The sequence below is a fragment of the Allobosea sp. genome (assembly GCF_017308075.1).
In the GTDB taxonomy this organism is placed as follows: Bacteria; Pseudomonadota; Alphaproteobacteria; order Rhizobiales; family Beijerinckiaceae; genus Allobosea.
Map to the genome: position 1 here is coordinate 211,838 of NZ_JAFKFX010000026.1, position 12,640 is coordinate 224,477.

The 12,640-nt window shown below is 67.7% G+C and carries 10 protein-coding genes; 8 read left to right on the forward strand and 2 right to left on the reverse strand.

Annotation, left to right across the window (positions count from 1 at the left end; translation table 11 throughout):
* Nucleotides 1-97 precede the first annotated feature (97 nt).
* Nucleotides 98-799 carry a FadR/GntR family transcriptional regulator gene (locus tag J0J10_RS07835; RefSeq protein ID WP_291633766.1) on the reverse strand — a complete coding sequence of 234 codons (702 nt, stop codon included), beginning with the start codon at nt 797-799 and terminating at the stop codon, nt 98-100.
* 278 nt (nt 800-1,077) lie between these two features.
* On the opposite strand from J0J10_RS07835, the gene J0J10_RS07840 reads away from it, so the two are divergent.
* The 8 genes from J0J10_RS07840 (at nt 1,078) to J0J10_RS07875 (ending at nt 10,573) form a co-directional block, all read left to right on the forward strand.
* Nucleotides 1,078-2,070, forward strand: coding sequence for a TRAP transporter substrate-binding protein (locus tag J0J10_RS07840; RefSeq protein ID WP_291645978.1), 993 nt, complete (start codon nt 1,078-1,080; stop codon nt 2,068-2,070).
* Nucleotides 2,071-2,114: 44 nt separating this feature from the next.
* Entirely contained in the window at nt 2,115-2,636 is a 522-nt protein-coding gene (locus J0J10_RS07845; protein ID WP_291633770.1) for a TRAP transporter small permease, read from the forward strand.
* An 11-nt stretch (nt 2,637-2,647) separates the two neighbouring features.
* Nucleotides 2,648-3,952 (forward strand): TRAP transporter large permease, encoded by a 1,305-nt coding sequence (locus tag J0J10_RS07850; RefSeq protein WP_291633772.1) that lies wholly within the window; start codon nt 2,648-2,650, stop codon nt 3,950-3,952.
* Between the two features lie 215 nt (nt 3,953-4,167).
* Nucleotides 4,168-4,959 (forward strand): HpcH/HpaI aldolase family protein, encoded by a 792-nt coding sequence (locus J0J10_RS07855; protein WP_291645979.1) that lies wholly within the window; start codon nt 4,168-4,170, stop codon nt 4,957-4,959.
* Between the two features lie 30 nt (nt 4,960-4,989).
* A complete protein-coding gene (locus J0J10_RS07860) occupies nt 4,990-7,077 on the forward strand; it encodes a hydantoinase/oxoprolinase family protein (protein WP_291645980.1) in 2,088 nt (695 codons plus the stop codon).
* Between the two features lie 24 nt (nt 7,078-7,101).
* The gene (locus tag J0J10_RS07865; RefSeq protein ID WP_291645981.1) at nt 7,102-8,736 is read left to right on the forward strand and encodes a hydantoinase B/oxoprolinase family protein; all 1,635 of its coding nucleotides are present in this window, start codon (nt 7,102-7,104) and stop codon (nt 8,734-8,736) included.
* A gap of 20 nt (nt 8,737-8,756) precedes the next feature.
* Nucleotides 8,757-9,962, forward strand: a complete 1,206-nt coding sequence (locus J0J10_RS07870) for an aminotransferase class I/II-fold pyridoxal phosphate-dependent enzyme (RefSeq protein ID WP_291645982.1) — start codon at nt 8,757-8,759, stop codon at nt 9,960-9,962.
* 152 nt (nt 9,963-10,114) lie between these two features.
* Entirely contained in the window at nt 10,115-10,573 is a 459-nt protein-coding gene (locus tag J0J10_RS07875; RefSeq protein ID WP_291633782.1) for a MarR family winged helix-turn-helix transcriptional regulator, read from the forward strand.
* A 19-nt stretch (nt 10,574-10,592) separates the two neighbouring features.
* Here the strand turns inward: J0J10_RS07875 and phnN are convergent, their stop codons facing one another.
* Complete coding sequence (phnN, locus tag J0J10_RS07880) at nt 10,593-12,635, reverse strand: phosphonate metabolism protein/1,5-bisphosphokinase (PRPP-forming) PhnN (protein ID WP_291645983.1); 2,043 nt, start codon at nt 12,633-12,635, stop codon at nt 10,593-10,595.
* Nucleotides 12,636-12,640: the final 5 nt, after the last annotated feature.

Here is a 12,640-nt window from a genome sequence, read left to right on the forward strand (position 1 = left end):
GCGCTGCCATGGCCGGGCACCGGGTGGCGACCTTGTGGCCGCATGACTGCAGTTCGGAAAGATGATCGCCCGGGCTGGTGCGCCGAGCCCCGGGGGGTCAGTGATGGGCGCGATAGCGGATCAGCGCGGCGCCGAGATGGGCGCGCATCGCTTCCCGGGCCGCCTTGGCTTCGCGGCTGGCGATAGCGTCGACCACACGGCCATGCTCGACCTGCAATTCGGCGTGATATTGCTGGTCCGACAGGCGGTCGTCGCGCAGGCCGCCGAAGCGCCCGCGCGGGATGATCAGCGGGCCGATGAAGGCGAGGAACTTCTCGAAATAGGGGTTGCCGGTTGCGCGCGCGATGGCGACGTGGAACTCGAAATCCGCCTGGCCGCGGTCGCCGGTCGCGGTCCGCAGTTCCTTGTCGATGTCGCGCAGCCGTGCCTTGATCGTCCGCAGTGCGGCGGCGGAATGACGTTCCGCCGCGAGCCCCGCCGCCTCGACCTCGACGCTCATCCGCAGTTCGAGGATCTGCAGGACGTCGGTCAGCTTGCCATCGGCGTCCGAGACCAGCTCGAAGGGCAGGCGACGCGCGCCTGAGCCGACGAAAACGCCGACGCCCTGGCGCGATTCCAGCAGCCCGTCGGCCCGCAGCGAGGCGATCGCCTCGCGCACCACGGTCCGGCTGACGCCGTATGCCGTGCAGAGCTCCGCCTCGGTCGGAATCTTGCCGCCCGGCGGATAGTCCTGGGCCGCGATCTTCTGTGCCAGTCGTCGGGCGAGCTGCGTCGACAGGCGTTCTCTCTTGCCCAGCATGTACGAGGCCTCGAATTTCACACAGCCGCGGTCGTTAGAATGGCGCTCCGCGCCCGGCAACGGGAGCACGCATTTGGTATGACATCCGATCAATAATCCGCCGCCTGCAGGGTGCAAGCGGTTGCGGAAAGATGAGGCACGCGTCCCCGGCTTTCCGTTTGACATGTATGACAACCGACGACAGACTACGTCAAATCGAGCGATCGCAACGTATCGCGGCCGGGTCAGGCGCCACCTGGCGGGCCTTGGCCAGTCACCAATCAGATGAGGGGGATTCCATGTCGTCGATCAGCAAGCTTTTTGCCACTGTCGCCTTCACCGCAGCCGCCGGCTTTGCCAGTCTCTCGGCCCAGGCGCAGACCAGCTGGACGATGGCTTCGGGCTATCCGGAAAGCAGCTTCTTCACCCAGAACATCCGGCAGTTCATCAAGGAGGTCGAGGAGAAGAGCGGCGGCAAGCTGAAGATCGACCTGCGCTCCAATGACAGCCTGATCAAGCTCGACGCGGTCAAGCGCGCGGTGCAGTCGGGCCAGGTCCAGATCGGCGAGATCCGGCTCGGCGTCTACGGCAACGAAGCTGCGATGTTCAACCTCGACAACATTCCCGGCGTCGCCACCGACTATGACAAGGCGACGCTGCTGAAAAACGCGCAGCTGCCCTTCTTCGAGGCGATGTTCAAGAAGAACGGCATGCGCGTCCTGACCTATGTCGCCTGGCCTGGCCAGGGCTTCTACACCAAGGCGCCGGTGACCTCGCTCGCCGATCTGAAGGGCCAGAAGCTGCGCATCTATTCGAAGCAGACCCAGATTCTTGGCGAAAAGCTCGGCATGGAGGCGCTGATCATGCCCTTCGCCGAAGTGCCGCAGGCCTTCTCGACCGGCATGATCCAGGCGCTGTGGACCAGCGCGCAGACCGGTACGGACGTGCAGATCTGGGATTATGTGAAGCACTTCACCTATACCGGCACGATGCACAACAAGAACGCGATCATCGTCAACGAGAAGGCGCTGCGCGCGCTCGATCCGGCGACGCAGAAGGTGCTGATCGAAGCCGGTGAGCGCGCCACGGCGCGGGGCTGGGAGCTCAGCAAGAAGGCGAGCGCCGAGCGCGAGCAGGTGCTGAAGGACCATGGCGTGACCATCGCGCAGGCGCCGAAGGAAGTGCTCGACCGGATCGAGGCGATCGGCAAGGAGATGGTCCAGGAGTGGCTCGCCACCGCCAATGACGCCGAGAAGGCCGTCTACGAGGCCTATCAGAAGAGCATGAAGTAAGTCCCCAGGCACCGCTGCCCAGCTGCAGGAAACGGGGGCTTTCCGTGCTCAGAGCCTTTCTCGACAAGCTCTATCGCGGCTGCGGCTACATCGCCGCAGCCTTCATGGTCGGCATCGCCGTCACCATCATCGCCCAGATGGTGGCGCGGCTACGGGGCGTCACCCTCGACGCCACGGAGGCCGCGGGCATGTGCCTCGCAGCCTCCACCTTCTTCGGGTTGGCCCATACCTTCCGCTCCGGCGCGCATGTCCGCATCAACCTGATCGTCGATCGGCTGCCGCCGGGCCTGCGGCGCCCTGTCGAGCTCTTCAACAGCCTGCTCGGCACCGTGGTGGTCGGCTATCTCGCCTGGCATGTCGGGCAACTCGCGCTGCAATCGCACGAGTTCAACGATATCAGCCCGGGACTCCTGGCCATGCCGTTCTGGATTCCGCAGATGGGCGTCGCCTTCGGCATCGCGGTGCTGTGGATCGCCTTCGTCGACGAACTGGTCTGGCAGCTGAAGGGCGGTCGCCCGCGCTATGAGGCGCCCGACGAGATCGGCCTCGACAAGCCCGTCGCCTGAAGGAGACTCTCGTGGATCCTGTCGTCGTTTCCTCGCTGGTCCTCGCGGGCCTGCTCCTTGTGCTGCTCGCCGGTGGCGTCTGGGTGGCGCTGTCGCTGCTCACGGTCGGCATGGTCATGATGGGGCTGTTCACCTCGGCGCCGATGGGTTCGCTCATTGCCTCGACGCTGTGGGATTCGAGCTGGGGCTGGGCCCTGACCTCGCTGCCCCTGTTCATCTGGATGGGCGAGATCCTGTTCCGCTCGAAGCTGTCCTCGGACATGTTCCAGGGGCTGGCGCCCTGGGTCTCGCGCCTGCCGGGCCGACTGCTGCACGTCAACGTGCTCGGTTGCGGCATCATGGCTGCCGTCGCCGGCTCCTCGGCCGTGACCTGCGCCACGATCGGGCGGATGAGCGTGCCGGAGCTGCAGCGGCGCAACTATCCGCTGAACGTCACCATCGGCACCCTGGCCGGCTCCGGCACGCTCGGTCTGCTGATCCCGCCCTCGATCATCATGATCGTCTATGGCGTTACCGCCGAGGTCTCGATCGCGCGGCTGTTCATCGCCGGCGTCGTGCCCGGGCTGCTGCTGATGGTCCTGTTCATGGGCTACACGGCGATCTGGAGCCTGTTCAATGCCGACAAGATGCCGCCGCCCGAGCCGGCAGTGCCTTTCCTTGAGAAGCTCTATCTCTCGCGCCGGCTGATCCCGGTGGCGCTGCTGATCGGCTCGGTCGTCGGCTCGATCTATGGCGGCATCGCCACACCGACGGAAGCCGCGACGATCGGCGTGATCGGGGCGCTGATCCTGGCGGTGGCCGGTGGCGGCTTCACCCGCAAGGACTTCATGGAAGGCCTGATGTCGGCGATGCGCACCTCGTGCATGATCTCCTTCATCATCGCCTGCGCCGCCTGTCTGACGATCGCCGTCGCCTTCGTCGACATCCCGCGGGCCCTGGCGAGCTGGGTCGCGGCGATGAATCTCTCGCCCTATGCGCTGCTCGCCGTGCTCGCGGTCTTCATGCTGATCCTCGGCTGCTTCCTCGAGGGCATCTCGATCATCGTGCTGACCTCCTCGGTGATGCTGCCGATGGTGCAGGCGGCCGGGATCGACCTGCTCTGGTTCGGCATCTTCGTGGTGGTGCTGATCGAGGCGGCGCAGATCACGCCGCCGGTCGGATTCAACCTGTTCGTCCTGCAGAGCATCACCGGAAAGGACATCCTGCAGGTCACGAAGGCGGCGATCCCCTACTTCTTCGTGCTGATGCTGCTTCTGGTGCTGATCGTGGTCTTTCCACAGATCGTCACCGGGCTGCCGAAGATGATGCAGGGCTGAGGAAGCGCGCGGCCGGAACGGGGGCTTGGATCCGCTCCCGACCGTCGCGCCGCGGCTGTCGGGGCCCTCTTGCCTGCCCGGCCTCTCGGCAATGGCGGACGCAGCGGAGGGCCGCGACACGAGATTGACGGGGCGGCGCGCCGTCTCATATGTTGTCATACAACTAGAGGTGCTGGCGATGGCCGCACCCGCAGAGCAGAACGGTGGAAACTGAGATGACGGCTCTTCGTAATCCCCTGAAGTCCAACCTGGCCGAAGGCAGGCTGCAGGTCGGGCTGTGGTGTTCGCTCGGCAGCGCGGTGGTGACCGAGGTGCTGGCGGGAGCGGGCTATGACTGGCTCCTCGTCGACGGCGAGCACAGCCCCAATGATCTGCTCTCGATCATCGAACAGCACCGTGCGGCTTCCGCCTACGAGACCGAGGTCGTGGTGCGGATGCGCAGCCATGATCCGGATGCGGTGAAGCAGTTCATGGATTCGGGCATCCGCTCCTTCCTGTTCCCCTTCGTGCAGACGGCCGAGCAGGCGCAGGCGCTGGTGCGGGCGACGCGCTATCCGCCGCACGGCATTCGCGGCTATTCGGTCTCGCAGCGCGCCAACCGCTATGGCCGGGTCAAGGGCTATCACCCGCTCGCCCATGAGGAGTGCTTCGTCGCGGTACAGATCGAATCCGGCGTGGCGGCGCAGGCTGCGGCGGATATCGCCGCCATCGAGGGCGTCGACGCGGTCTTCATCGGACCAAGCGATCTTTCCGCCGATCTCGGGGCGCTGGGAAATCCGCATGATGACGGTGTCCAGCAGACGATCCGTTCGGTGCTCGAGCTGGGCCGCGACGGACAGACCGTCACCGGCGTGCTCGCGCCGCTCGAGGAGGATGCCCGCCGCTATATCGACTGGGGCGCCCGCTTCGTCGCGGTCGGCAGCGATCTCGGCCTGCTGACCAGGCATGGTGACGCGCTGGCGGCGCGCTTCCGCGCCCTCGACATCGCACGTCCGGCTTCGGCCTGACGCGCCCCCGATTTTCCGGAGAAGCAGATCATGAGTCATGGCGGACAGCAGGTCCGGGTCGGCGTCGACATTGGCGGGACCTTCACCGACATCGTGGTGGAGGTCGGCGCCAGCCTGCATTCGACCAAGGTGCTGACGAACTATGCCAATCCCGAGCAGGCGATCATCGATGGCGTGCTGCAGGTGGCTGATATCGCCGGCATCGGCATCGGCGAGATCGACATCATCATCCACGGCACGACGCTGGCGACCAATGCGCTGATCGAGCGCAAGGGCGCGCGCACCGCCTTCATCACCACCAAGGGCTTCCGCGACGTCATCGAGATGCGGACGGAAAGCCGCTTCGAGCAATATGATCTCGACATCGTCCTGCCGCCGCCCCTGGTCGAGCGCAGCCACCGCCTCGTGCTCGACGAGCGCATCGGGGCCGATGGCAGCGTCCACAAGGCGCCGGACCCGGCCGAGATCGAGGCGCTGGCCGAGCGCATCGTCGCCGGCGGCTATGACAGCGTCGCGATCGGCTTCATCCATTCCTATCTCAACGACGCGCATGAGCAGGCGATGCGCGCGGCGCTCCTCGCCCGCGCGCCGGGGCTGGCGGTCTCGATCTCGGCCGAGGTCTCGCCGCAGATGCGCGAGTTCCAGCGTTTCAACACCGTCTGCGCCAATGCCTATGTGAAGCCGCTGATGGCGTCCTATCTCAACCGGCTGGTCGACCGGCTGCGCGAGGCCGGCGCCTCCTGCCCGGTCTTCATGATGCATTCCGGGGGCGGCATCATCAGCGTCGAGAGCGCCGCCGAGTTCCCGGTGCGGCTGCTCGAATCCGGCCCGGCCGGCGGAGCGATCTTCGCCGCCCATATCGCGGCAGGCCACGGGCTCGACCAGGTCCTGTCCTATGACATGGGCGGCACCACCGCGAAGATCTGCCTGATCGAGCAGCAGGTGCCGAAGACCGCCAAGACCTTCGAGGTCGCCCGTACCTACCGCTTCAAGAAGGGCAGCGGCATGCCGATCTCGATCCCGGTGATCGAGATGGTCGAGATCGGCGCCGGCGGCGGCTCGATCGCCACCGTCGACTCGATGCGCCAGATCCGCGTCGGGCCGCACAGCGCCGGTTCCGAGCCCGGCCCGGCCTGCTATCAGCGCGGCGGCGACCGGCCGACCGTCACCGATGCCGACCTCCTGCTCGGCAAGCTCGACGCCGAGGATTTCGCCGGCGGCAGCATCAGGCTCTCGAGCGAGGCCTCGCGCCAGGCGTTGCGCCGCGATATCGGCGAGAAGCTCGGCATCGACGAGGCGACCGCCTCCTTCGGCCTCTGCGAGATCGTCGACGAGAACATGACCAACGCCGCCCGCATGCATGCGGTGGAGAGCGGCAAGGAGCTCTCGGGCTTCACCATGATCGCCTTCGGCGGCGCCGCGCCGCTGCACGCGGCGCGGCTCTGCGACAAGCTCGGCATCGACAAGCTCCTGGTGCCGCCCGGCGCCGGCGTCGGCTCGGCGATCGGCTTCCTGCGCGCGCCTTTCGGCTTCGAATCGGTGCGCAGCGCCTATCTCCGGCTCAGCCGCTTCGACGCGGAGCGGATCAACCAGGTGCTGAGGGAGCTGGCCGAGGAGGCGACCGCCTTCGTCCATGCCGGCGCGCCCGGCATCGCGCCGGCGCTCGAATGCGTCGCCTATATGCGCTATGTCGGCCAGGGCTGGGAGATTCCGGTCGCGATCGCGATCCGCGACTATGGTCCGGGTGACGGCGATCACTTCCGCAGGCAGTTCGACGAGGCCTATGAGGGCCTGTTCGACCGGCTGATCGACGGGCTCGACATCGAGATCGTCAGCTGGTCGCTGCGCGCGAGCTCGCCGACCCCGCCGGCACCGGCGGTCGGCGGCGTGCCCTCCGGCCGCAGCGTTGCCGGCGACGCCCCGCGCCAGCTCTTTGACGCCGCCGCCGACGGCTTCGTCCCGGCCGCGATCGTCTCCCGCGCCTCGCTTCGTCCCGGCGACCGGGTCGCCGGACCGGCGATCGTCACCGAGCGCGAGACCACCACAATCGTGACGTCGGGGCGCGAGGCGGTGATGCAGGCCGATGGCTGCCTGCTGCTCAGCCTGAAGACCGCCTGAGTCCGAGACGAGAGGAGCGAAACCATGGCCACCAGCGCCCTGTCCGACGTCCGCATGCAGATCATGTGGAATCGCCTGATCTCCGTCGTCGAGGAGCAGGCGGTGACGTTGATCCGCACCGCCTTCAGCACCTCGGTGCGCGAATCCGGCGATCTCTCCGCCGGCGTCTTCAACCGTGCCGGGCTGATGATCGCCCAGGCGGTGACCGGCACGCCCGGCCACGTCAACGCCATGGCGGAGGCGGTCGGCCACTTCATCCGCGACATCGGCGAGGAGAACATCTTCGAGGGCGATGTCTACATCACCAACGATCCCTGGAAGGGCACCGGCCACCTCCACGATTTCACGGTGGTGACGCCGTCCTTCCGCAAGGGTGTGCTGGTCGGCTATTTCGCCTGCACGGCGCATGTCGTCGACGTCGGCGGGCGCGGCTTCGGGCCGGATGCCAACGAGGTCTATGAAGAGGGCATCTTCATCCCGATCATGAAGTTCGCCGAGCGTGGCAAGGTCAATCGCGACCTCGTCAACATCCTGCGCAACAATGTCCGCGAGGCGCATCAGGTCGTCGGCGACGTCTATTCGCTCGCCGCCTGCAACGACACCGGCCACAAGCGGCTGATGGACATGATGGAGGAGTTCCGGATCGGCGATCTGGAGGCACTCGCCGATTTCGTGATCGAGCGCAGCCATGCCGCCACCATGGAGAAGATCGCGGCCCTGCCGCATGGCGTCTACGACAATGTCATGCGCGTCGACGGCTATGGCAGCCCGATCGACATCGCGGTGACGATCACCGTCGACGGCAACGGCATCGGTACGGATTTCGCCGGCACCTCGCCGCCGAGCCCGAAGGGCATCAACGTCCCGCTGATCTATACCGTCGCCTATGCGTGCTACGGGCTGAAATGCTCGATCGCGCCGGAGATCCCGAACAATGCCGGCTCGCTGGCGCCGTTCAGGATCACCGCGCCGGAGGGCTGCATCCTCAACGTCAAGCATCCGGCTCCGGTCGCGGTGCGCCATGTGCTCGGCCATTTCGTGCCGGATGCGGTGCTCGGCGCGGTCCACAAGATGCTGCCCGGCAAGATCCCGGCCGAAGGCTCCGGCGCGCTCTGGAACCTGCATCTTTCCGCCAGGCCGCTCGGCGGCGATGACGCTCCCGAGGGCGGCGGCCAGCGCGCCGAGGTGCTGCTCTTCAACAGCGGCGGCGGCGGCGCCCGGCCCGGCGTTGACGGGCTCAGCGCCACCGCTTTCCCGAGCGGCATCCACACCATGTCGATCGAGGCGACCGAGCATGTCGGCCCGGTGATCTTCTGGCGCAAGGAATTGCGCGAGGGCTCCGGCGGCGCAGGCAAGCGGCGCGGCGGGCTCGGCCAGGTGGTCGAGATCAGCGCGACCAAGGGCCACGAATTCCATTTCAACGCCATGTTCGACCGCGTCGCCCATCCGGCGCGCGGCCGCGAGGGCGGGCAGGACGGCGCGCCGGGCTCGGTGTCGCTCGACGACGGCACCAAGCTACAGGCCAAGGGGCGCCAGCATGTCCCGGCCGGACGCCGGCTCGTGCTGCAACTGCCCGGCGGCGGTGGCTATGGCGCGCCGGCCGAGCGCGAGAAGGCGGCGGCCGAGCGCGACCTCGCCTTCGGCTACGTCAAGGTCTGAGCGGAGCGGGATCGGTCTCGATGCAGTATCAGAGCACGCGCGCCGGGCTGATCAAGCCCTCGCCCTCCATGGCGATCTCGATCGAGGCAAGGCGGATGACGGCGGCCGGCGTTCCGGTCGTCGATCTCAGCCTGGGCGAGCCCGATTTCGCGACGCCGCCGCATGTTCTCGCGGCGGCAGCCGCGGCGATGCGGCGTGGTGAGACGCGCTACACTGCAGCCGACGGCACGCCCGAGCTGAAGGACGCGATCGTCCTGAAGTTCAGCCGCGAGAACGGGCTTTCTTTCCAGCGTGGCGAGGTGACCGCCGCCAATGGCGCCAAGCAGATCATCTTCAATGCGCTGCTGGCGACGCTGGAGCCGGGCGACGAGGTGCTGGTGCCGGCGCCTTACTGGGTCTCCTATACCGACATGGTGCTGCTGCTCGGCGGCGAGCCCAAGGTGCTGCCTTGCCCGGTCGAGGACGATTTCAAGCTGACGCCGGAGGCGCTCGACCGGGCCCTGACCAAGAAGACCCGCTGGGTGATGTTCAACGCGCCGAACAATCCCTGCGGCGCCGCCTATAGCCGCGAGGAGCTCGCCGCGCTCGGCGCGGTGCTGGCGCGGCATCCGCAGGTGCTCGTCATGTCCGACGAGATCTACGAGCACATCAACTACACGCAGACGCCGTTCTGCTCCTTCCTGACCGCCTGCCCCGAGCTGCGCGAGCGGCTGCTCATCGTCAACGGCGTCTCCAAGACCTATGCGATGACCGGCTGGCGCATCGGCTACGCCGCGGGTCCGGCGCCGCTGATCGCCACCATGGCCAAGATCCAGTCGCAGAGCACCTCGAACCCCTGCTCGATCGCCCAGGCGGCGGCCGTGGCGGCGCTGACCGGGCCGCAGGACTTCGTGGCGCAGGCGGTCGGGGAATACCGCGCGCGCAAGGATCTCGTCACCGAGGGGCTGAACGCGATCGCCGGCCTGAAGACGCGTTCGCCGGAAGGCGCCTTCTATGCCTATCCGGAATGCTCGGCCCTGCTCGGCCGGCGCACGCCGGCCGGCAAGGTCATCGCCGACGACACCGATCTCGTCTCCTATCTGCTGAGCGAGGGTCATGTCGCCGTGGTCCAGGGCTCGGCCTATGGGCTGGAGCCCTATTTCCGGGTGTCTTTCGCGACCTCGCGCGAGCAGCTGACGACCGCGATCGAGCGCATAGGCGACGCCGTGAAACGGCTGGAGCCCTGACCTCCGCCCTTGGTCGGGGGCGGGCAAGGCAAGATTCGATTGAAAACCCCACGCCGGGAGGCCAGATAGCAGGGACGGGCCGTTGCCCGCCTTTGCGATCGCTATCCCGGCGGTCGCGACACCGTATCCGGTGAGGATAAGGGGATTGCTGAATGTCGGGGTCCGACCCTTCCCACGCCATCGCGGCCGAGCCCGAAGCGGAGAGCTACGACCTCTCCGAACAGGTCGGCTTCATCCTGCGCCAGGCGATCCAGCGCCATGTCTCGCTGTTCAACGAGATCATGGGGCCGGAACTGACGCCGACGCAGTGGGCGGTGCTGTCGCGGCTCTATCTCGAAGGCGGCAGCTCGCAGAATCTGCTCGGGCGCCAGACGGCGATGGACGCGGCGACGATCAAGGGCGTGGTCGACCGGCTGATCAAGCGCAAGCTGGTGCACACCACTGCCGACCCCGATGACGGGCGGCGCGTCATCGTGCAGCTGACCGAGGCCGGCCGGGCCTATACCCGCGAATTGATGCCGAAGGCCGAGACCGTCACCAAGGTGACGCTGGCGCCGCTGGCGACGAGCCAGCGCACGACGCTGCTCTCGCTGCTTAAGCAGTTGCGCTGAGAAGAGAGGGCTCCTCAGCCTATCTGATCACGAAGCAGGCGCTCTGCGCCGCCAGCGCCCGTGCCTCCTCGAGATCGCTCGAGGCGCTGGCATGGATCGCAAAGAGCGGATCGCCGATCGCGACGCTGTCGCCGACGCTGCGGCGGAGATCGATGCCGGCGGCCTTGTCGAAAGGCGCGCCGGCGCGCCGGGCAATGCCGGCGACGGCCCAGCCATCGATCTCGGTGACCGTGCCGGCCTGCTCGGCGCGAACGGTATGGACCAGCAGCCCCGGCATCACCGGCGGCTCGCGGCGTCCCTGCGCCGTGACGATGCGCTCGAAGGCCGACCGCGCCGCGCCCGAGCGCAGCAATTCTTCGGCGCGCGCGCGTCCGGCCTCGACCGAACGCAGCGCCGGGTCCCAGGCCAGGATGCGGCCGGCGAAGAACAGCGCCTTGGCGACGAGATCGGCGGGGGCCTGCGGGTCGTTGTCGAGCGCCCAGGCGACGTCGCGGCATTCCAGCGCCGGGCCGATGCCGCGCCCGATCGGCCGGGTGCCATCGGTCGGGAAGGCCTCGACGACGAGGCCGAGCCCGCGCCCGACCGTCTCGAACAGGGCGGCGAGATCGGCGGCCTCGTCCTGCGATTTAAGCTTGGCGCGCGGGCCATAGGGCAGGTCGACGATCACATGGGTCGAGCCGGCCGTCTTCTTCTTCGACAGGATCGAGGCGACGGACCAGCGATTGGAATCGATGCCGAGCGGCCGTGTGATCGCGTTCATCACGTCGTCGACGACGGAATGGTTCAGCCGGCCGTTCCAGGCGATGCAGGCGCGGGCTTTCTCGACGCAGGCGCGCAGTTCCGCCGGGGTGAGCTCGACATCGGCGAGCGCCTCCATCGCATCGGCCGTGCCGGCGGCCGAGGTGATGGCGCGCGACGAGGTCTTCGGCATCAGGAAGGCGCCATGGGCGGCGATGATCGGCACCACGATCAGCGTGATCCGGCTGCCGGGAATGCCGCCCATCGAATGCTTGTCGACAACGATCTTGTCGGACCAGCTGATCTGCTGGGCGAAACGGGTGCGGACGCGGGCGAGCGAGACGACCTCGTCATCGCTGAGCTTCTGCGTCGCCGCGACGAGGAAGGCCGCGACCTCGCCATCGGGATAGCGGGATTCGACGATGTCGCGGATCAGCGTGTGATACTGCGCCTCCGAGAGCGCCCCGCCCTGGATCTTGCGAGTCAGTGCGGCGCGGCTTTCCGGCGAGGGTGTACGCCGGATCGAGACCTCAGTGCCCTCGGCCAGGCCGAGCTCGGCAAAGGCCTCGCTGGACAGGCCGATCTCGTCGGGGGCGAGCGCGGCGGGCAGGTCCGCGACCTGGATGTCGGAGCGGATGCTGGCGCCGGCGCCGGTGATCTCGATCCGACCCGGCCCGAGATAGTCGAAACCGTTGACGAGCTCGCCCTTGGCCGGGAGCCAGGCGCAATGGGCCCGCCCGGCGAAGACCGGCAGGCGGCGCAGGCGCAAGGTGTTGGCGGCCGATTCGACTGCGGCGACGAAGCGCTCGATCCCGGTTTCCGGGCTCTGATCATTGCAGACGGTGACCGTGCGGATGCCGTCCGGCCAGGGCTCGACCTTGCGGGCGAGCCTGTCGCCTATGGCGTTGCCCTGCTCGCGGCCGCGTCCGGCGATGCGGGCCGCCAGGATCTCGGCCGGTGCCGTGACCTCGACGATGACGAAACGCGGCAGCAGCGCCGCCAGTTCGGCGATGACGGCGCGCGAGCCATTGGCGATGACGTGGCGGCCGTTCTCGATCGCGCCCAGCAGGCTACGGGGCAGGCCATAGCGCAGGCCATGGGCGCTCCAGCCGATGAGGAAATCGCCTGCGGCCTCGCGTGCCGCGAATTCGGCATCCGTCGCCGCCTCATGCGCCTCGCCGGGCGAGCCGGCGGGGCGGGTGATGACGCGCCTGGCGAAGACATAGCGCCCGGTTGGCTCCAGGACCTGCCTGGCGCCGTCGATCAAGGTGTCCTTGCCGCCGCCGCTGGGGCCGACGACAAAGAAGAACGTTCCCGGGCGCATGGTCT